Source organism: Kribbella amoyensis, assembly GCF_007828865.1.
Classification (GTDB): Bacteria; Actinomycetota; Actinomycetes; order Propionibacteriales; family Kribbellaceae; genus Kribbella; species Kribbella amoyensis.
On sequence record NZ_VIVK01000001.1, the window covers coordinates 3,683,818 to 3,703,024 of the forward strand.

Annotated in this window: 17 protein-coding genes and 1 tRNA gene; 12 read left to right on the forward strand and 6 right to left on the reverse strand. The window is 69.9% G+C overall.

Annotated features, from left to right (window positions below):
• Nucleotides 1-148: 148 nt before the first annotated feature.
• Both murI and FB561_RS17450 read left to right on the forward strand, forming a co-directional pair.
• Nucleotides 149-952 carry a glutamate racemase gene (murI, locus tag FB561_RS17445; protein WP_145807931.1) on the forward strand — a complete coding sequence of 268 codons (804 nt, stop codon included), beginning with the start codon at nt 149-151 and terminating at the stop codon, nt 950-952.
• 165 nt (nt 953-1,117) lie between these two features.
• Complete coding sequence (locus tag FB561_RS17450; RefSeq protein WP_145807932.1) at nt 1,118-1,864, forward strand: MBL fold metallo-hydrolase; 747 nt, start codon at nt 1,118-1,120, stop codon at nt 1,862-1,864.
• A 388-nt stretch (nt 1,865-2,252) separates the two neighbouring features.
• Here FB561_RS17450 and FB561_RS17455 read toward each other — a convergent pair whose 3' ends face one another.
• Nucleotides 2,253-3,428, reverse strand: a complete 1,176-nt coding sequence (locus tag FB561_RS17455) for a Gfo/Idh/MocA family protein (RefSeq protein ID WP_145807933.1) — start codon at nt 3,426-3,428, stop codon at nt 2,253-2,255.
• A 145-nt stretch (nt 3,429-3,573) separates the two neighbouring features.
• Between FB561_RS17455 and FB561_RS17460 the strand changes: the two genes are divergently transcribed.
• From FB561_RS17460 to FB561_RS17480, 5 genes are all read left to right on the forward strand, one after another.
• On the forward strand, nt 3,574-3,945 hold the full coding sequence (locus tag FB561_RS17460; protein WP_145807934.1) for an SGNH/GDSL hydrolase family protein: 372 nt from the start codon (nt 3,574-3,576) through the stop codon (nt 3,943-3,945).
• A gap of 10 nt (nt 3,946-3,955) precedes the next feature.
• Nucleotides 3,956-4,672, forward strand: coding sequence for a ribonuclease PH (rph, locus tag FB561_RS17465; protein WP_145807936.1), 717 nt, complete (start codon nt 3,956-3,958; stop codon nt 4,670-4,672).
• Nucleotides 4,669-5,274 carry an RdgB/HAM1 family non-canonical purine NTP pyrophosphatase gene (gene rdgB, locus FB561_RS17470; RefSeq protein WP_145807937.1) on the forward strand — a complete coding sequence of 202 codons (606 nt, stop codon included), beginning with the start codon at nt 4,669-4,671 and terminating at the stop codon, nt 5,272-5,274. The genes rph and rdgB overlap by 4 nt, the downstream gene beginning before the upstream one ends.
• Nucleotides 5,274-5,858, forward strand: a complete 585-nt coding sequence (locus FB561_RS17475; RefSeq protein WP_145807938.1) for a hypothetical protein — start codon at nt 5,274-5,276, stop codon at nt 5,856-5,858. The genes rdgB and FB561_RS17475 overlap by 1 nt, the downstream gene beginning before the upstream one ends.
• A gap of 318 nt (nt 5,859-6,176) precedes the next feature.
• Complete coding sequence (locus tag FB561_RS17480; RefSeq protein WP_202880642.1) at nt 6,177-7,073, forward strand: aminoglycoside phosphotransferase family protein; 897 nt, start codon at nt 6,177-6,179, stop codon at nt 7,071-7,073.
• 192 nt (nt 7,074-7,265) lie between these two features.
• On the opposite strand, the gene FB561_RS17485 is transcribed toward FB561_RS17480, so the two are convergent.
• Nucleotides 7,266-7,736, reverse strand: a complete 471-nt coding sequence (locus FB561_RS17485; RefSeq protein WP_145807942.1) for a hypothetical protein — start codon at nt 7,734-7,736, stop codon at nt 7,266-7,268.
• 242 nt (nt 7,737-7,978) lie between these two features.
• Between FB561_RS17485 and FB561_RS17490 the strand changes: the two genes are divergently transcribed.
• Nucleotides 7,979-9,172 carry a VOC family protein gene (locus FB561_RS17490; protein ID WP_145807944.1) on the forward strand — a complete coding sequence of 398 codons (1,194 nt, stop codon included), beginning with the start codon at nt 7,979-7,981 and terminating at the stop codon, nt 9,170-9,172.
• 86 nt (nt 9,173-9,258) lie between these two features.
• Nucleotides 9,259-10,341 (forward strand): acyltransferase family protein, encoded by a 1,083-nt coding sequence (locus FB561_RS17495; protein WP_145807946.1) that lies wholly within the window; start codon nt 9,259-9,261, stop codon nt 10,339-10,341.
• Nucleotides 10,342-10,353: 12 nt separating this feature from the next.
• Here FB561_RS17495 and FB561_RS17500 read toward each other — a convergent pair.
• The 3 genes from FB561_RS17500 to bcp all read right to left on the reverse strand — a co-directional run bounded on the left by FB561_RS17500 (nt 10,354) and on the right by bcp (nt 12,907).
• Nucleotides 10,354-10,434, reverse strand: a tRNA-Leu gene (locus tag FB561_RS17500).
• 40 nt (nt 10,435-10,474) lie between these two features.
• Complete coding sequence (locus tag FB561_RS17505) at nt 10,475-12,109, reverse strand: substrate-binding domain-containing protein (protein ID WP_238334879.1); 1,635 nt, start codon at nt 12,107-12,109, stop codon at nt 10,475-10,477.
• A gap of 330 nt (nt 12,110-12,439) precedes the next feature.
• Nucleotides 12,440-12,907, reverse strand: coding sequence for a thioredoxin-dependent thiol peroxidase (gene bcp, locus FB561_RS17510; RefSeq protein WP_145807950.1), 468 nt, complete (start codon nt 12,905-12,907; stop codon nt 12,440-12,442).
• 112 nt (nt 12,908-13,019) lie between these two features.
• Here bcp and FB561_RS17515 point away from each other — a divergent pair, with 112 nt between their 5' ends.
• The 3 genes from FB561_RS17515 (at nt 13,020) to FB561_RS17525 (ending at nt 14,742) form a co-directional block, all read left to right on the forward strand.
• Nucleotides 13,020-14,063: a glucose 1-dehydrogenase gene (locus FB561_RS17515; protein ID WP_145807952.1), complete on the forward strand. Its 1,044-nt coding sequence runs from the start codon at nt 13,020-13,022 to the stop codon at nt 14,061-14,063.
• 77 nt (nt 14,064-14,140) lie between these two features.
• Nucleotides 14,141-14,404, forward strand: a complete 264-nt coding sequence (locus FB561_RS17520) for a DUF3618 domain-containing protein (protein WP_145807954.1) — start codon at nt 14,141-14,143, stop codon at nt 14,402-14,404.
• Nucleotides 14,401-14,742, forward strand: coding sequence for a GroES family chaperonin (locus FB561_RS17525; RefSeq protein WP_145807956.1), 342 nt, complete (start codon nt 14,401-14,403; stop codon nt 14,740-14,742). Before FB561_RS17520 ends, FB561_RS17525 begins: the two co-directional genes overlap by 4 nt.
• Nucleotides 14,743-14,893: 151 nt before the next feature.
• Here FB561_RS17525 and FB561_RS17530 read toward each other — a convergent pair whose 3' ends face one another.
• Nucleotides 14,894-18,967, reverse strand: a complete 4,074-nt coding sequence (locus FB561_RS17530) for a S8 family peptidase (RefSeq protein ID WP_145807958.1) — start codon at nt 18,965-18,967, stop codon at nt 14,894-14,896.
• Nucleotides 18,968-19,207: the final 240 nt, after the last annotated feature.

Here is a 19,207-nt window from a genome sequence, read left to right on the forward strand (position 1 = left end):
TTCCTGAGAGTAAAGATGTGGATAACTCCGGCGTGTCGTTCCCCGGGCTCAGGGAGCCCTCACCTCGGCATCTGCCCGTTCCCGGTCCGGCGGTCCGGCGGTGGATGCGCCGAGCCCGCTGTCGGCGTCAGCGGTTAGGGTTCGATCCGTGGCAGACGCACCGATCGGCATCTTCGACTCCGGCTTCGGCGGACTCACCGTGGCGCGGGCGGTGCTCGACCAGCTCCCGCACGAGCCGATCCTGTACCTCGGCGACACCGCGCGTCAGCCGTACGGGTCGAAGACGATCGCCGAGGTCCGCGAGTACGCGCTGGAGTGTCTCGACCACCTCGTCGACGCCGGGGTGAAGGCGCTCGTCATTGCCTGCAACTCGGCCAGCGCCGCGATGCTCCGCGACGCCCGCGAACGGTACGACGTGCCCGTGGTCGAGGTGATCATGCCGGCCGCCCGCCGCGCCGTCGCGGCCACCAGGAACCAGCGGGTCGGCGTGATCTGCACCCGCTCGACGGCGGCCTCGCTCGCGTACGACGACGCGTTCGCCGCCGCCCCGCAGGTCCAGCTGACCACGCAGGCCTGCCCGAAGTTCGTCGACTTCGTCGAATCCGGTGTCACGTCCGGCCCGGAGCTGCTCGCCGCGGCCCACGAGTACCTGGACCCCCTGGTCGACGCCGGCGTGGACACGTTGATCCTCGGCTGCACGCACTACCCGTTGCTGACCGGCGTGATCTCGTACGTGATGGGCGACGAGGTCACCCTGGTGAGCAGCGCGGAGGAGGGCGCCAAGGACGTGTACGGCGTGCTCACCAAGGCCGGCGTACTGCGCGACGACAGCCTGCCGGAGCCAGGGCACCGCTTCGTCACCACCGGCAACCCGGGCGAGTTCGCCGCGATCGGGTCCCGATTCCTCGGCCCGGTGATCGACACGGTCGACCAGTTCGCCTGGATCCGCTGACGGGTGGTCGCCTGATCGGGGCAGCGCACGGGTGGCGGGTCTCTCGGTGGATGTTGTCGGCGGCCCCTGAACTGCTGCGAATCCTCGGCAGGTAACCCGATCCAGGCCTCGCCGACGCCCCAACGTGCCCTGCGGACGGGCGAACCCGCCGGTATGGTTCACGGCATGAAGCTCACCGTGATCGGCTGTTCCGGGTCCGTCCCCGGGCCCGACTCGCCCGCCTCGAGCTATCTGGTCAGCGCCGACGGGTTCCACCTGGTCCTGGACCTCGGCAGCGGTGCGCTCGGTGCCCTGCAGCGGGCGCTCGACGTACCGGAGATCGGCGCGATCGGGTTGTCGCACCTGCATCCCGACCACTGCATGGACCTGTGCGGGCTGTACGTCGCGCTCAAGTACTCGCCCGCCGCGCCGTTTCCCCGGATCCCGGTCTACGGCCCGCCCGGGACCGCGGCCCGGATGGCGTCCGCGTACGACCTGCCGTTCGACCCGGGGATGGAGGAGGAGCTGGAGTTCCACGCCTGGCTGGGCGTCCAGACGATCGGCCCCTTCACGGTCCGTACCGCGAAGATGGTGCACCCGGTCCCGGCATACGCGATCCGGGTCGAGCACGGCAGCAAGTCGCTCGTCTACACCGGCGACACCGGGCCGACCGACGCGCTGGTCGAGCTGGCCCGCGGTGCCGACCTGCTGTTGTCCGAAGCGGCCTTGCAGGACGACGATCAGCGCAATCCGCCCGACCTGCACCTCACCCCGGCCGACGCGGGTGCGCAGGCGAAACGGGCCGGCGTCAAGCACCTCGTCATCACCCACGTGCCGCCGTGGTTCGACCGCGACACCCAGACCGACCACGCCCGCCGCACGTTCCCCGGCCAGGTCTCCACGGCCACTCCGGGCGCCGTCTTCGAGGTGTGACCCGGCTGTCCGACAGCGTCCGGCTACAGACCTGGACGACCGGTACGCCGAGCGCGCGGCCGCCGGTGGTCCGAGCCCGCACCGCCTGACCCGAGCCCCTGACCCGAGCCCCTGACCCGTGGCCTCCTCGCCTGACCCGCGGCAGCGGAGGTGCTCAACCTGGGCGTGCCCTGGTCCCCATTTGAGGGGTTAACCTCTCGGCTGACGGGTTGGCCCACCGAATTTCGGTGGGCCAACCATCCACTTCGGGGGTTAACCCCTCAAATGGGGCGCGCCCGACCAGGGATCTCGGCGGCGGGGTTCGGGCGCGCGGGTTAAGGCGCGGGGTTCGGGCGCGCGGGTCAGGCGTGGGTCGGACGCGGGGTTCGGGCGCGGGTCGGCGTCGGGCTCAGGCTCGCGTCTGGCCGCGGTCGAAGTACGCGACCAGTTCGGGGTGGAGGGCCGGGATGTCGACCGCGGCGCCGTCGTTGCGCAGCGACGTGGTGGCCGCGTGCCCTGCGGCGACCGCGGCGCGGGCCGCGACCGGGGAGGTGAGGGTCGCGCCGCCGTCACGGACGAAGGTGGTGAACTCCGCGACGAGGAGCGGGTCGGCGCCGCCGTGCCAGCGGTCCTCGCTCTTGACCTCGACGGTCTGGTCGGCGTCCGCGCGGTACCCGGAGCGGCCGCTGTTCCAGACCTTGATCACGCTGCCGGCCGTGTCACCGAAGTTCTCCAGCCGGCCGTGCGTGCCGATCACGGTGTAGTTGCGCCAGTAGTCCGGGGTGAAGTGGCACTGCTCGTAGGTGAGGAAGACCCCGTTGTCCAGCTTGAGATTGGCCATCGAGAGGTCCTCGACGTCCATCACCGGGGCCAGGCCCTTCTGCTCCAGCGGCGGCCAGTTGTCGTTCGAGACGAACTCGGAGAACCGCTGCCCGGTCCGGTCCTCGCGGTCCTCGATCCCGCCGTACAGCACCAGGCCGCCCATCGCGTTCGCGCGGGTGGTGTACCCACCGGCGAGCCAGTGCATCACGTCGATGTCGTGCGCGCCCTTCTGCAGCAGGAGACTGGTGGTCCGGCTGCGGTCGGCGTGCCAGTCCTTGAAGTAGAAGTCGCCGCCGTGCCCGACGAAGTGCCGGCACCAGATCGCCTTCACCTCGCCGATCGCGCCGGCCTGGATCAGCTCGCGCATCTGCTGGATCACCGGCATGTGCCGCATGTTGTGGCCGACGTACAACCGGGTCCCGGTCTCGTACGCCGCCTGCAGCACCCGGTCGCAGCCCTCGGTCGTGATCGCGAGCGGCTTCTCCACGAACACCGCGACTCCGGCGCGAAGGAAGTCGATCGCGGGGTCCTCGTGCAGGTCGTCCGGCGTGGTCAGGAAGACCCCGTCCAGCTTGAGGTCCAGCAGTTCCCGGTGGTCGGCGTACGCGGTGGCGTCCGGGTACGTCTCCAGCGCCTGCTGCCGCTGCTTGCCGACCGGGTCGCAGACGGCGACGATCTCGGCGCCCTCGCCCGGCTTGTGCGCGTGCTGCGCCAGCGAGCTGCGCGCGCCGAGTCCGACCACACCGAACCGAAGATCTGTCATCGTTGGCTACTCCTGCACGTAGATGTTTGCAAAAGCCTATGTCCGAACAGTTGCGGCCTTCAACATCGGTCTGATCCGTGGAACTGCCCGATCGGTCACCTGGACCTCACCGCCTACTCGCTCGGTGGCGTCACCATGACGGAACGTGAGCCTCCACTATGTGGCACTCGGCGACTCGACCACGGTAGGGGTCGGGGACCCGCTGAACGGCAGCACGACCGAACTTTCCGGTGCCGGTGCACGCCCGGGCGACGGCTGGCGAGGCTGGGCCAGCCTGCTCGCCGACGCGCTGGGCAGCTCCCACCGTGTGACGTTCTCCAACCACGCGACCAGCGGCGCGACCGTCCCGATCGTCGCCGCCGACCAACTGCCCGCGCTCGGCGCGGTCTGGCTGGTCAAGGAGGGCGTTCCGTGGCTCGGTCGGCGGGCGGGCGACCTCACCCCGTGGGCGGCCCGGATGATCCTGACCCAGTACCGGGGCCCGGCCAATGCGGAGGTCCGGCGGATCGAGGCATAGGGTCGGCTCCATGGCACGTATCGATGGACGTCAACCCGATCAGCTCCGGCCGGTGACCCTGACCCGCAAGTGGCTGGACCACGCCGAAGGGTCGGTCCTGGTCGAGTTCGGCCGGACCCGGGTGCTGTGCGCGGCCAGCGTCACCGAGGGCGTGCCGCGGTGGCGAAAGGGGTCCGGCCTCGGCTGGGTTAGCGCGGAGTACGCGATGCTGCCGCGGTCCACCAACACCCGGTCGGACCGGGAGTCGGTGAAGGGCCGGATCGGCGGCCGGACGCACGAGATCTCCCGGCTGATCGGCCGCTCGCTGCGCGCCGTGATCGACTACAAGGCGCTCGGCGAGAACACCATCCTGCTCGACTGCGACGTCCTCCAGGCCGACGGCGGCACCCGGACCGCCGCGATCACCGGCGCGTACGTCGCGCTGGCGGACGCGGTGTCGTACCTGCGCGGCCAGAAGGCGCTGAAGGGCGAGCCGCTGACCGGGTCGGTCGCCGCGGTGTCGGTCGGCATCATCGACGGCGCCCCGATGCTCGACCTCTGCTACGAGGAGGACGTCCGGGCCGAGACCGACATGAACCTGGTGCTCACCGGCGACGGCAAGTTCATCGAGGTCCAGGGCACCGCCGAGGGCGCGCCGTTCGACCGGAGCGAGCTGGACAGCCTGCTCGAGCTCGGCTCCGCGGGCTGCGCCGAGCTGACCCGGCTGCAGCAGGAGGCGCTGGCATGACCAAGGTGCTGCTCGCCTCGAACAACCAGAAGAAGCTCGACGAACTGCGCCGCATCCTCGCCCCGATCGTGCCCGGGATCGAGGTGCTCGGCCTGGCCGACGTCGCGCCGTACCCGGAACCGGCCGAGACCGAGCCGACGTTCGAGGGCAACGCGCTGCTGAAGGCCCGCGCGGCCGTCGCGGCGACCGGGCTGCCGTCGATCGCGGACGACAGCGGGATCTGCGTCGAGGCGCTGAACGGGATGCCCGGCGTCCTGTCGGCCCGCTGGTCCGGCCCGGCCAAGGACAACCACGCGAACAACGTGCTCCTGCTCGGCCAGCTCGAGGACGTCCCGGACGAGCGCCGCGGGGCGTCGTTCGTCGCCGCCGTCGCGTTCTGCCGTCCCGGCGCCCAGGACGAGATCGTCGTGGGCGAGATGCCCGGCTCGGTCGGCCGCGAGCTCCGCGGCAGCAACGGGTTCGGGTACGACGTGCTCTTCGTCGCCGAGGGGTACGACCGGACGACGGCGGAGCTGTCCGTGGAGGAGAAGGACGCGATCAGCCACCGGGGCAAGGCGCTGCGCGCGATCGCGCCGATCGTGGCGAAGGCATTGGGGGCCTGATGCTGTTCGCCGGGACCGACACGGAAGGCGTCGCCGCGGGCCGGATCACGGTCGCGTACCGCCGCTGGGCCGAGCCGCGCGTGGTGGCGGGCCGGGTGTACCGGACCAACGCCGGGCGGATCGAGATCGAGAGCATCAAAGAGGTGAACCCCGACCTCATCGCCGACACCGACGACGATCTCACCCTGGCCGACCGCCGCAACGCCAAGGACGTCCGGCGCCGGCTGCGCGGTGACGAATCCCTGCCGACGTTCCTGATCCGCTTCCACCTGGTCGAAGGCGCTGACCCTCGCGAGGAGCTCGCTGCCACCGCCGATCTCAGCGGTGAGGATCTCGACGAACTCCAGGCGAAACTGGCCCGCCTGGACGAGTTCAGCCGCACCGGCCCGTGGACCACGAAAACCCTGCGCCTGATCGAATCCAAGCCCGCCACCCGAGCCGCCGACCTCGCCGCCGACCTGGGCCGCGACACCGCCGGCTTCAAGATCGACGTCCGCAAACTGAAGAACCTGGGCCTGACCCAAAGCCTCGAAGTCGGCTACCAACTGAGCCCACGCGGCATCGCGTACCTGAGCACTCTTTAGCAAGCCCCACCAACGCGGCTACCGCCGCCCCGCCACCACCGACTTTGAGCACGAATCCGCCACCCCAACTCACCACAAACGACTGAATCGTGCACAAATTCGAGCCAGCGCGACTAGTGCGCGCACAAAGTTGCCCGACGTCAGATGGCCCGAAGGGAAACACCGGGTACCACCGCGACGGTTCGGATGCCGAGTGGCTGGACGACTAGTAGCCTCGGCGGGCATGAGGGCTTCTCGGATGGACGATCTACTGCGGAGGCCGCAGTGCCTCCCGGCGGGCTTGTGGTGAGGTGGCTCGAGGAGGGGTCGCCTGCTGCGGTGGCTGAGGCTTTGGGGGTGGTTGCTCCTGAGTTGGCCGGTTTGCCGATCTCGGTTCGGGCGGGCTTAAGTGAGGATGATCCGCTGTGGTGGGCGGGGAGTGCGGTGGTCGGCGGGCGGTACGTGGCGAAGTTCGCGTGGTCTCGTGCTGCGGCCTTGCGGGTGGTGCATGAGATTGCTGTGCTGGATGCTTTGGCCGACGGAGGCGTTCCGTATCTGCCGGAGGTAGTTGCTAGCAGCATCGATCCCGTACTCCTCGTCACGCGGCTGGTTCCCGGTGAGGCGTTGTTCGAGGTCGTGGACTCGCTTGATCGTGACCTGGTCGGACGGCAGCTCGCTCGGTTCCTGGGGGATTTGCACGCTCCGGCGGCCAGGCGCCAGGCCGAGGCCGTACTCGGTGAGTTGCCCCCGGCGTCGCTGCAACCGGCGACCACCGACGTCCTGCGGGACCAGTTCCCTCGGTGGGTTCGTCCCGATCAGCGTCCTGCGGTCCTGCGATGGTGCGACTGGGCCGACGAGGTGCTCGCGACGCCGAGTACGCAGGTGTTGGTGCACGCCGACCTTCATGGTGGCAACCAGGTCTGGGCGGACGGCAAGCTCCAGGTGGTTGTCGATTTCGAGACGGCGGGGCTTGCCGAGGCGGAGTACGACCTGCGGGCGTTTCCCGGGACCGGGCCGGGCGTCGAACTGCTGACTTCGACTCTGCACCACTATCGGCAGCTCACCGGCCGTGAACTGGTGATCGAGCGGGTGATGGCCTGGCATCTGCGCACCATGCTCGGCGATGCGCTCTGGCGGAGCGAGGCCGGCGTACCGCTGCCGGATCATCGGACGCCGCCGGCCTGGGTCGACGATCTCGCCCAGCGCTTCATAGCTTTGGCGATCGACCCGTTCTAGTGTCGCCTGAAGTTAGTTGGTTAGCGTCAGGATGGGGATGGCGAGTGGACCTGCAGCTGCGTTGGCTTTCATGTGGGTGATCGGGAGCGCCTGGTGCGGATATCGCCAAGTCCTACCCCGACAACCGGTTGCACCTGGTGATGGCAAACAAACTCCCCGAAATCCATACCTGGCTGACTGCTGCCCAAATGGCTACAGCGGATGGACCTGCTCAGGATCTGGTCTGACTTCTATGACGCCACCGGAGGCTGCCTCCAACTCGGCGGCATAGATAGGGTCTCGACGGTCCAGGGCGACTAGCAGCCGGCCGCTTTCCGGATCCGGGTATGACCAGGAGATCCCCGTTCTTGCCCCTCCTGGTTCCGGCTGTGTGGCATGTAGCCATTCCTGGACTCGCTCGGCGTCCTCCAGCGAACGCTGGAAACGCCGGACTCTTAGTCTGTCGGCTCGCTCCAGCAGGGGCGTTAGCTCGTCCTGAATCCAGCGGACGTCCTGTCGTCGCGGAACCGTCACCACGATAAGTACATGCCCCATGGTGGATTCGTAGGGCGCCCGGTCGACATGAACGAGCGCCCTGGCGCCCGGGTGCTGTTCAATCCAAGCCTTGACTATGGGTAGGTCTATCGCCACTGTCGCCTGCTCGTCGGGTGGAAGCTCCTTCATGTCAACCCTCCCAAACTGCAACTACCTGCAGCGCCGGACGCTCGCTCGCCCGTCAAGAGCACGATCCGCGCAGGCTGCGCCAGACCTGCCCGACTCGACGACGACCGCGACATCCGCACCAGCCCGCCCCGAGCACCCACACGAATGCCAACGCTGCAGCAGGTCGATTCGCCATCCCATCCTGGCGCACATCAACAAACTACACGCGACACTAGGGGGCACCTGCGCTCTATCCTCGGAGGGTGGAGACAGGCGATGAGGACTGGCGGGTGCTGGAGGGCGGGGCTTATGCCTGGTTCGAGGCGCCGTCCCTGGCAGCCGGGGCGAAGTTGGTTGCGCGGATCGTGGAGCTGGGCGAGGCTCTTCCGGACGTCGACCTGCGGGCCGGCGGGGTCCGATTGCGGATCCGCCCCGGCGTGCTCGAACGCGATGAGGTGGAGCTTGCCCGCCTGATCTCAGAGGTGGCTCGGGAGCTTGGGCTGGTGGCGGATCCCTCGGTACTGCAGGGGTTTCGGGTGGTGATCGATGCCCGCGACGTACCTCCGGTGCTGGGGTTCTGGCGGACCGCGCTCGGGTACGACCTGGTCGGCGACACCGAACTAGCGGATCCGGCAGGCCGCGATCCCGTGTTCGCCATCCAGCAGCTGGACGAGCCGCGGCCTTTGCGCAATCGGATCCACGTCGACATCGGTCGCCCGGCCGAGGCGGTGGAGGCGGCCCGGACCGCGGTCGGGCAGGAGCCGTACGGCGCGTACCAGCTCACGCTGGCTGATGCCGAGGGCAACGAGGCCGACGTGGTTCCGGGGGAGGCGCTGACCGAGGACTGGCGGGCGCTGTTCGGTGCGATGACCTTCTACCCGACCTCCTCGCCGATCCAGGCCAGCCGGCTCGCGACGGCCGTCGCCCAGTTGGCCGAGGACGCTGGGTGGCCGTTGTTGGTGGACATTCGACCGACCGGCGTGACGATCGACAGCGGCAAGGACCGGTGGGAGGACGGCGTGTACGAGGCCGTTATCCCGTTCGCCGAGTTGGCCGGGCGGATCCAGGCGGCCGCTCGCGAACTCGGGCTTCGTGCCGACCCCGCGAACTTGCGGTTCGTCCAGCTGGGCTTCGACGCGGTCGACACTGCCGAGGTCCAGGCGTTCTGGCTGACCGTCCTCGGCTACGAGCGCGACCCCCGCCAGGACCTGACCGACATCTACGACCCGCGCCGCCTCGGGCCCGTCATCATGTTCCAGAGCCTGGACGCAGCGGACGAAGAACGGCGGAAGCAGCGCAACCGCATCCACTGCAGTCTCGCCGTCCCGTCCGACCAGGCCCAGGTACGCATCGACGCAGCCGTGGCCGCCGGCGGCAGCATCCTGGACCGTACGCCCAGCAACTGCACGCTCGCCGACCCCGAAGGCAACGAACTCACCATCACCACCCAGGCCTAGGGTCTTCGCAACCTTCGTCGCGTCGTCGGCATCGTCCCCAGTAGGGGCAATCCCGAGGGGGCTCGGGGATCGAGGGGGACGACCGCATGGTTGACGCACGCCCGGAAACGACCGGCGAGCTGAACTACGAGACCTACCGAGCAACGAAGCACTTCTCCGCATTGGACGGTCTGCGGGCGGTGAGCGTGCTGGCGGTGATCTGGCAACACACGGCCGGGTTCAACGACGGACGCGGGCTGCCGGCCCGGGGGTACCTCGGGGTGGACTGCTTCTTCGTGATCAGCGGATTCCTGATCACCACGTTGCTGCTCCGCGAACGTGCGGCCACCGGGCGGATCTCGTTACGCGACTTCTACCTGCGGCGGGCACTGCGGATCTTCCCGATCTACTACGCCGTGCTCGCGGTGTACGCGGTGCTGGTGCTCGCCATGACCCGGCACACGCGGAGTGGGCAGGAGTTCCTGCACAACCTGCCCGCGTTCGCCACGTACACGTCGAACTGGTTCGTCGGGCGCGGTGACTCGGTCACGTTCTACTTCGCCTGGTCGCTCGCCACCGAGGAGCAGTTCTATCTCTTCTGGCCACCGCTGCTGATCCTGTTGCTGGGTTGGGTTTTCGGGCGCGGTCGGTGGGCCAGCTGGGCGCATCTCCCGCTGATCAGCCTCGCCGGCCTCCTCGCGCTCGACATCGCTGCCCACCTGAACGGCTGGACCGTCCTCGCCTCGCTCGCCGCCCCGATCCTCCTCGGCGCCGCGGCCGCCGTGATCCTGCACCACCCGATCGGGTACCGACGCTCGGCCGAAGTCTTCGGCGCGCCGTGGACCGCACCCGTCCTCGCCGCAGTCACCCTCGCCGCGATCCAGGTCGAGCTGCCGGACGCCTTCGTGTTCCTGCTGCTCGCGTACCTGTTGGTGGCGTGCGTGGTCCGCGAAGACACCGGCCTGCATCGACTGCTCACCTGGCGTCCGCTGGTCGTGCTCGGCACGATCTCGTACGGCGTCTACCTGATGCACATGCTGGCCGCGAACCTGGTCCGCCCCGTCCTCGGGCACCGCTTCGGCGTCGACGTCTTCGCGGTCACGGTGCCGTTGGTTGCCGGGGCGGCCTACCTGTCGTACCAGTGGTTCGAGCGGCCGATCCGGTTGCTCGCGCGCAAGCGCGGCCGATGACTCGGCGAAGGGTGCCAGAGGAGGGACTCGAACCCTCACACCCGAAGGCACCGGCACCTAAAGCCGGCGTGTCTGCCATTCCACCACTCTGGCCTGGGGACGTGCTCCCCAACATCTTAGGGAGCACGTCCGCTCAGCGGCTCTGCAGGGCGTCGATGAAGACCTGCTGCAGGTCGGTGGGGTTGCGGGCCACGTAGCTGCGGCCGCCGGTGGCCTGGGCCAGCCGGTTGAGCTCGGTGGCGTCCGCGTCCGGACCGATGCCCAGGGCGATGATCCGGACCGGGCGGGCCGGGTCACGCAGGCGCCCCAGGGCCTGGATCGCGCTGTCCAGACTCGGCGAACCCGGGTCGTCGTTCTTGCCGTCGGTGAACAGCAGCACGGTGTTGACCGCACTGGAGTCGTAGTTGGACCGGACCTCCCGGACCGCCGCGATCGCGGTGTCGTACAGGCCGGTGCCGCCGCCCACGCGGGCGGTCTGCGACTTCAGCTGGCTCAACATCTGGCCGCGGTGCGCCGGGGTCAGCTTGCTGATGCCGACGAGCTTGCGGTAGTCGGCGCTGTCGTCGCCGATCTTGGTGGAGAAGGTCCACAGGCCCAGCGCGGCGGTGTCCGGGAACAGCTTGAGGCCGCTCTCGGCCGCCTCGATGGTGAGCTGCATCCGCGTCTTGGCGCTGCCGGCCACCTTCTCGGCCATCGAGCCGGACACGTCGATGACGGCCAGCGAGTGCGCCGACAGCGACAGCGTCGCCCAGCTCTGCAGGGTCTTGTCGACCGAGGCCGCGGTCGGCTTGGTCAGCTGGCTGATGTCGCCGACCCCGCGGCCGGCGCCGAGCGGGCTGATCAGGTGGTCCCGGAAGCCGGCGTCGTCGCGGGCCTGTGCGCCCGCGTCGCCCAGCATCTCCTGGGCCAGCGCCTTCCCGGCCTCGCTGACGGCTTCGGCGTTCGACCGGGCGGTGACCACGACCGGGTAGTCCAGGACCAGGGTCCCGGTGCCCGGCACGATCGCCTTCAGCTGCGCCTCCGGGTGGTCCTCCTGGTACTTGACGAAGCTGTGCTCGGAGACCGGGACGACGATGTTGCTGCCGTCGGCGGACGCCTTGCTGAGCGGACCGTCCACCTCGGTGTACTGCTTGGCCATCGAGCCGAGCCGCTGTGCGAGGGGGACCAGCACGCTCGCGACCTGCGTGTTCGAGGCCGAGGTCTTCGCCCGCTCCGCCTGGATCGCGAGCAGCGGCAGCGCGCCCTCGGACGTACCGAGCGGGTCGAGCAGCGCGGGCTGGGTACCGCCGAAGGAACCGAGCCACGACGAGGTGTTCGCGAAGTTCTCGCTGCGGCCGACCAGGACCAGCGGCGACGTCGCGACGGACGGCACCGCGATCGACGGGATCGACTCCCCGTCGTCCGCGCGGGCCACCCACAGCGAGGAGTCCGGGACCCACAGGTCGGGACGCTGGTCGGACCCGGACGCCAGGTCCTGGGCCACCTTCGCGGAGGACGCGCCGGTGATGGTGAACTGCAGACACGGAGTGCCGTCCTCGCCGCCCTTCGCGGCCAGCGACTTGGCCGCCGACTCGAGTTGCGGCTGGAGATCCGGCGTGGTGCTCAGCTTGACCTGGACGGGGTCGTCGCACGAGCCACCACCGAGCAACCCGTCGGCGCCGGCTTCGGATCCGAAGGAGCGGACCACGAAGAACGCGCCCAACGAGATGACCAGGAGACCGACTGCGGTCAGATAGACCGCCCGGCGGTTGCTGTTACTTCGTGTCACCGCAGAGGAATGTTTTCCCATCGCGGCAGGTCCCTCCCTCCCAGAGGCAGACTGCGCGCGCAGATTACCCGGTTTGCACTGGTCAGAGCGAAGGTCGACGAGCCCGTTCCTCGTTCCGGAACCGCCCGTTACCGCAACGATGAATGCTTATCCAGGACTCCGCATCCGTGCGGAAGGGTGAAATCTGACCGTCCGTAGCCGGGCCGCTGCGATGCGCTGAGATTGGCGTGTGATCCAAATCACGCCGAACCACTGCTCAAACGACCGTTGGATGGACCACTGCCATGAAACGGTCGAGGGTTTCCCTGCGGGTCAGGTCAGCACAAAGCCTTACAGCCCGAGGTCGCGGCGCAACTTGGCGACGTGACCGGTCGCCTTCACGTTGTACTGCGCGACCGCGATCCGGCCGTCCGGGTCGACCACGAAGGTGGACCGGATCACGCCGGTCACCTTCTTGCCGTACATCATCTTCTCGCCGAACGCCCCGTACGCGCCCAGGACCTCCTTGTCCGGGTCGCTGAGCAGCGGGAAGGTGACGCCGTCGCGGTCGCGGAACTTCTGCAGCTTGGCCGGCTTGTCCGGCGAGATGCCGAGCACGGCGTACCCGGCGGCGGCCAGCGAGTCGAGCGAGTCGCGGAAGTCGCAGGCCTGCTTGGTGCAGCCCGGCGTCATCGCGGCCGGGTAGAAGTAGACGATGACGTTCTTGCCGCGCAGGTCCTTCAGCGCCACCTCGTTGCCGTCGGCGTCGGGCAGGGTGAAGTCGGGTGCGGCATCGCCGACGGACAGGCGCTCGGACATGGTGCGGTCCCTCCCGGAAAGACTCGGACAGTCGCTCGCCATTCTGCCGTACGCCGGGGTGTTCGCCGCGCGGTGACTTGCCTGCGGTGGGTGAGCGGAGTGGAGTGAACCCATGCGGGCTATGACGATCGTGCCGGGCCGGGCGGACTCCGCCGCGGTCGGCGAGGTGGAGGAGCCGCCGCCGTCCGACGGGGCGGTCCTGGTCGAGGGCGTACTGGCCGGGATCTGCGGTACGGACGTGGAGCTGGTCTCCGGCGGATTCGGCAGCGGGCCGCCCGGGTCCGACCGGCTCGTCCTGGGGCACGAGTCGCTCGGACAGGTGATCGAGGCGCCGCCCGGATCGGGGTTGACGCCGGGCGACCTGGTCGCGGGCATCGTCCGCCGGCCCGACCCCGAGCCGTGCCCCGCCTGTGCTCGCGGCGAGTGGGACTTCTGCCGCAACGGCCGCTACACCGAACGCGGCATCAAGGAAGCCCACGGGTACGGCGCCGAGCGCTGGCGGATCGACCCGTACTTCGCGGTGCCGGTACCGCCGGAGCTCGGCCGGTACGGCGTCCTGGTGGAGCCGGCCAGCATCCTCGCGAAGGCGTGGGACCTGGTCGACCAGGTCGGCGAGCGGTCCTGGTACGCACCCGAGCACGTCCTGGTCACCGGCGGCGGGCCGATCGGGCTGCTGGCCGCGCTGATCGCGGCGCAGCGCGGGTACACCGTGCATCTGCTGGACCGGCGCGACGAGGGACCGAAGCCGAAGCTGGTCCGCGCACTCGGCGGCGAGTTCATCACCGATCTCGGTCAGCTCGGGGTCCAGCCCGACGTCGTGATCGAGGCGACCGGGTCCGGCCGGGTGGTGGCGCAGAGTGCGCAACTGCTCGCGCCCGCCGGGGTGATGTGCCTGACCGGGATCTCGCCGAGCCCGGACCCGATCGACGTCCCGATGGACGCGGTGAACCGGCACCTGGTGACCCGGAACGCGGCCCTCGTCGGTTCGGTCAACGCGGCGAAGCGGCATTACGCGGACGCGGTGGGCGTGCTCCTGGCCGCCGACCCCGCCTGGCTGGACCAGCTGATCACCCGGACGGTCCCGCTGTCGGACTGGACGTCGGCGCTCACCAAGGAGCCCGACGACATCAAGGTGGTCGTGGACCTGCGGGCCTGACCTGCGAGGATGGGACCAGGGCAGCCCCGGCCATCCCGGGGCAGCACGAGGTGACACGAGGTAAGGAGCGTCGACAGGTGTCGGACACGCAGGCTCGGACGGCCGAGCAGATCGAGGCGGACATCGCCGCCACCAGGGCGCGGTTGGCCTCGACCGTGGACGAGCTGGTCGACCGCGCGCACCCGAAGAACGTCGCCAAGCGGCAGGTCGAGCAGGCGAAGTCGCAGGTCTTCGACGAGACCGGGCAGCTCCGGACGCAGAAGCTGGCCGCGATCGGCGGCGCCGTCGTCGGGGTCGTCACCGTCCTGCTGCTGATCCGCCGGCTGGTGGGACGCAAGTGACTCCTCGCAAACGCCTCTCGGACGACAAGCTGCCGATCCGGATGCTGCACGACCGGGTGCTGGTCCAGCTCGACCGGGAGTCCGGCGAGCGGAAGTCCTCGGCCGGCATCCTGATCCCGGCCACCGCGCAGATGGGCCGCCGGCTCGCCTGGGCCAAGGTGGTCGCGATCGGCGCCAACGTCCGCACCGTCGAGGTCGACGACCGGGTGCTGTTCGACCCCGAGGACCGCGCCGAGGTCGAGGTCCGCGGCGACGACTACGTCCTGCTCCGCGAACGCGACCTGCACGCCGTCGCCGCCAACCGCCTCGAAGACGGCCAGACCGGCCTCTACCTCTGAGCCGCGCCCGACGGCTGAGCCGCGCCGACGGCTGAGCCGCGCCGACGGCTGAGCCGGGCGGCTGGCTGAGGTCGGGCCGATGTCTCTGCACTGAACCCCGACCAGGGTGCGCCGGCCGCGGTCGGGGGGAGTCCGCGGCCGGCGCGATCGCTCAGCCGGTCAGGCCGAACGCCCTCGGCAGCTCGTGGTACACACGGCTGCCGGCTCGGTCGACGGCGTCGATCCGCAGCGACACCGCGGTCGCGCCGGCCGGTGCCCGCGGGATCGAGGCCTTGCGGGCGTTGCCCTGACCGGTGACCTTGGCCGCCTTCCAGGTGGTGCCGTCGTCGAAGCTGTACCACGCGGTCAGCGAGGTCAGCGGCTTCTCGGTGACGGTGCTGCTCTCGTGGTACGCGGTCAGGTCGACCACCGACCCCGCGCGCGGTGCCTGGTTCCGCTGGTTCAGGGCAGCCTTGACCCGCACCTGCAGCAGCGGCTGCACCCCGCAGGCTCCGGCCGGCGCCGGGGTGAGCTTCGGGCACGAGGTACCGGCAGTGGTGTCCGTGGTCGCCCGCCGGGTGGTGAAGGTCCACTCCGTCCGGATCGCCCGGCCGTACCGCATGAACTCCGGCCGATCGGAGCCGTCCCGCTCGTAGACGAGCTTCAGGGTCGCCGGTGTCGACGGCACGTCGAAAAGGCCGTAGCGCAGGCTGCTCGTCTGGTACATCGGCAGTTCGTTGCTCCCGGCATAGAGCTTCAGTGAGTCCCGCGGGTCGAGCCAGGCCGCGAACGGCAGGGTCCCGTCCTGGTACGTGCCCGGCAGGATCCCGGCGTCCGGATCGGTCAGGGCCGCCGGGTCCGCCAGGGTGAGCGTCGGCCGGACCAGCAAGGTGTCGCCTTGCCGGCAGGTCGAGCAGAGCCGGTTCACCAGCGGGTGGTCCACGGCCGCCCCCGGTACCTGCGGTCCGTCGAAGGACGCCTCCACCGGGTTCGTCCCGGGCTTCAGCGTCGAACTGCGGTAGCCCTGGGTCCAGAAGCTGCTGTCCTCGCCCGTTGCCGGCGGCCAGGTGTGGTCGGTCCGGTTCCAGCGGGTCCAGGTCTGTCCGGGCTGGAGCGGACCGACCAGCAGGGTGAGCTTCGCCGGGGCGATCTGCAGGACAGAAGGTGCCAGCGTGAGCAGGGCCGACCCGGCCGTGTCCGGCAGTTCGCCGGCCTGTCCCCACTTACCGAGGGTGTAGCGCCACTGGTACTCCTGCACGGCACCGTTGGTGTGGTACTCCTGCGGCAGCTGAGCGAGCTGCGAATCCTTCACCGAGTACTGCAGCGACCCGATGCTGTCGCGCTCGTAGAACTTGAGGCTGTACTGGTAGGGGGTCTGGGTGACGCTGGTCAGGTTCACGCCGACCGGGCCGGCCTTCGATCGCCGGCTGAGCTCGTCACCTTCTTCCCAGGGCAGCCCCGCGACCGGGAGCTTGCGACTCTCGAAGGAACCGCCGGCGTACGGCACGCGATAGGCCAGGTCCGGGTTCCAGACCAGGACGCCGATCGCCCCGGCTGCCGCGAGCGCGGCCTCCTGCTCCTCTTCCAGATCCGGCGCGTACTGCCCGGTGTACACGTTGAACGGCGGCATCGCGAGCGCGATCGCACCGCGGAGTTTCGCCGCCTCCTCCGGTTCGAGGGTGGGACCGACGTCGACCAGCGGCGCGTTCTTCACCGTCGCGGCGAACTTCGGCTCGGCCGCGGAGTGCGTCGTGTAGCGCGGGTGCAGGGCCAGCGAGTCGGTGCCGGTGGTCTTGCCCTGGACGGGGACCGCACCGAGCTCCAGTTGGGTGGTGAGCAGCATCGAGCCGGTCGTCACCTGGCCGGCCGGGATGGACCACAGCCCGCTCTCGTTGTAGCCGGTGATCCAGCCGTTGAGGTAGTAGTACTCGCCCGACTGGCGCTGGTAGAGCTGGGTGCCGCCGTACAGGTGCTGCGGCCGCTCGGTACTGACCTTGACCTGCTTGGCCTTGGCCACGCTCAGGTTCACCATCTGGAAGCCGCCGAGGTTCTTGGCGACCACCAGTTCCGGCACCGTGAGGACCGCAACGTTCGTCGTGCCGTTGGCGGTGAAGTGCACGTTGGCCGAGACCGAGTACCGGCCGGGCTTGACCAGCAGCGGCTCACTGGCGTCCCGCACACTCACCGACAGGGTCGGATCGTCGAGGTTCATCGCCGTCACGCCGGTGTAGGAGCAGCTCTGGATACTCGCGTCGGGGGTGCACTTCTCGCCGTTGCGGCCGGTGATCATCGGCAGCAGCTTCATGGTCTCGTACGCGCGGACGTGGCCGATCGAGGTCCGTACCTGGTGGCCGGCGGCATCCGTGGCCACCAGCGAACCGGCGTACTGGCCGACCGCGAGCTTGCCGATGTCGAGGGTGAACGCGGCGTCGTACTGGCCACCGGCCGGGACGGTCACCTTGGTGGGAGCCGTCAGGACGCCGTCCGGAATCGCGGCGCCGCCCGCCTGCTTCAGCTCGGCAGTCAGGGTCAGCTCGACCGGGACGGTGCCGGAGTTGGCGTACGTCAGGGTCTTCGTGATCGGCGCGGCCGCGGTCTCGACGGACCGGCCGAGGTCGAGTGATCCCCTGGTGGTGACCGTGGCCTGGATCGCGGTGGCGACGTTGAGCCGGCCGGTGCCGCGGACGAACGGGTTGCCGTCGGTCTCGTCGGTCGTCGAGACCAGGGCGTCCTTCAACTGGGCACCGGTCCAGTCGGGATGCCGCTGAGCGAGGATCGCAGCGGCCCCGGCGACGTGCGGAGTGGCCATCGACGTACCGGACGCCCGCGTGTAGAGGTCGTCGATCGGTGTACCCATCGTGGTACCGCCGGCGCGGGCCGCGGCGATGTCGACACCCGGCGCGGCCAGGTCGGGCTTGAGCACGCGCTGGTACGTCTGCGGAAGCGGGCCGCGCGAGGAGAAGTCGGCAGCCTGGTCTTCGTCGTCCACGGCGGCGACGGTCAGTGCGGAGGCGGCGACACCCGGACTGCCGATCGTGCTCTGGTCCGGACCCGAGTTACCGGCGGCGATCACGAACAACGTCCCGCTCGCGCTCAGCTGGTCGACCGTCTGCGAGAGCAGGTCCTGCGCTTCCGAAGCCGGCGCCGGGCCGCCCAGGCTCATGCTGATCACCCGGGCGCCCTGTGCGGCCGCCCACTCGATCCCGGCGATCACCTCGGAGTCCGAGCCGTTGCCCTGGTCGGAGAGCACCTTCCCGACCAGCAGTTTCGCGCCCGGGGCGACGCCCTTGTACTGACCGTTGCGGCCCGCACCCGTACCCGCGATGGTCGAGGCGACGTGGGTCCCGTGGCCGTGGCCGTCGGCAACGGTCTGGCCGGCGACGAAGCTCTTCGAGTCGATCACCTGGCCGGCCAGTTCCGGGTGGTCCGCGTCGATCCCGGTGTCCAGGACGGCGACCTTCACGCCGGTACCGTCGAACCCGGCGGCCCAGGCCTCGGGCGCGTGCACCTGCGGCACGGACCTGTCGAGCAGGGCCTTCACCGGACGGTCCAGGACCAGCCGGGTGACACCTCGGTTCAACGTCCTTGCCGGAGTCGTGGCGACGCCGCTCCGCAGGTCCTGCCAGAACGAGGACGCCTGCGCGACCGGTACCGACAACGCGGTGCCGTGGACCGAGGCGAGCGGCCGGACCACGTCCGCGCCCCGCAGCTGGTCCGCCTGGCCGCGAAGGTTGCTCTTAGCAACCGACTTCGCGAACGTCGAGATGACCTGAATCGGGGCGGCCTTGGTTCCGTACCCGGCGGCGCGGAGGCGGGTGATGTCGAACAGCCCCTCGTCGACCGCACCGGAGGCGATCAGCGGGGCGGCGTCGTCGGGGACCACCAGAATGCGCCGCTTCGCCGGGTCCTTCTCCGGCGGGCTGCTGATCGCGAAGTTCGGCTCCCGCCCGTCGCGGCGCTTCGCCGCCGTCACTGTCACCGCGCCACCGTCGGTCGAGACGACGTCCCCGGTGATCAGCGTGATCGGCTCACCGTCCGGTACGACCCCGGGGGCGGACGGTGCGGCGGTGGATGGCGCGGCGGTGGATGGTACGGCGGTGGCGGGGGCGGGCCCGGCGGCCGACGGCGGTCCGGTGGAAGCGGACGCGGCGGCCGGGGTGACGAGGCCGGCCAGCAGGGCCAGGCCGGCGCCGGCGGTCAGCCAGCGGTTCGCTCGGTGCCGAGAGGGCGGTTCGACAGATCTCATCAAGGTCTCCTCAGGGTGCGACTCAGACCTGGACCCAGCCGCCGTGGCCGGGCAGAGGGCGCGGAGGGTGCGGCACGGATTCCGGTTCGCCGGTCGCGAGGTCAGCGGCTGCAGCCGCCTCCTCCGAGTCGGCAGCGGTGGTGGTCTCCGCTGCGTCGGTGGGAAGTTCTGGCGTGGCGCGTTCCTCGGCCAGGCGTTCGTCACCGAGACGCGGTCCGGGCCGATAGCGGGGCTCGGTGG

Coding starts and splice junctions, on each gene's coding strand:
- FB561_RS17450 (WP_145807932.1), top strand. CDS start 1,118: ATGAAGCTCACCGTGATCGGCTGTTCCGGGTCCGTCCCCGGGCCCGAC.
- FB561_RS17455 (WP_145807933.1), bottom strand. CDS start 3,428: ATGACAGATCTTCGGTTCGGTGTGGTCGGACTCGGCGCGCGCAGCTCG.
- rph (WP_145807936.1), top strand. CDS start 3,956: ATGGCACGTATCGATGGACGTCAACCCGATCAGCTCCGGCCGGTGACC.
- rdgB (WP_145807937.1), top strand. CDS start 4,669: ATGACCAAGGTGCTGCTCGCCTCGAACAACCAGAAGAAGCTCGACGAA.
- FB561_RS17475 (WP_145807938.1), top strand. CDS start 5,274: ATGCTGTTCGCCGGGACCGACACGGAAGGCGTCGCCGCGGGCCGGATC.
- FB561_RS17485 (WP_145807942.1), bottom strand. CDS start 7,736: ATGAAGGAGCTTCCACCCGACGAGCAGGCGACAGTGGCGATAGACCTA.
- FB561_RS17495 (WP_145807946.1), top strand. CDS start 9,259: ATGGTTGACGCACGCCCGGAAACGACCGGCGAGCTGAACTACGAGACC.
- bcp (WP_145807950.1), bottom strand. CDS start 12,907: ATGTCCGAGCGCCTGTCCGTCGGCGATGCCGCACCCGACTTCACCCTG.
- FB561_RS17515 (WP_145807952.1), top strand. CDS start 13,020: ATGCGGGCTATGACGATCGTGCCGGGCCGGGCGGACTCCGCCGCGGTC.
- FB561_RS17530 (WP_145807958.1), bottom strand. CDS start 18,967: ATGAGATCTGTCGAACCGCCCTCTCGGCACCGAGCGAACCGCTGGCTG.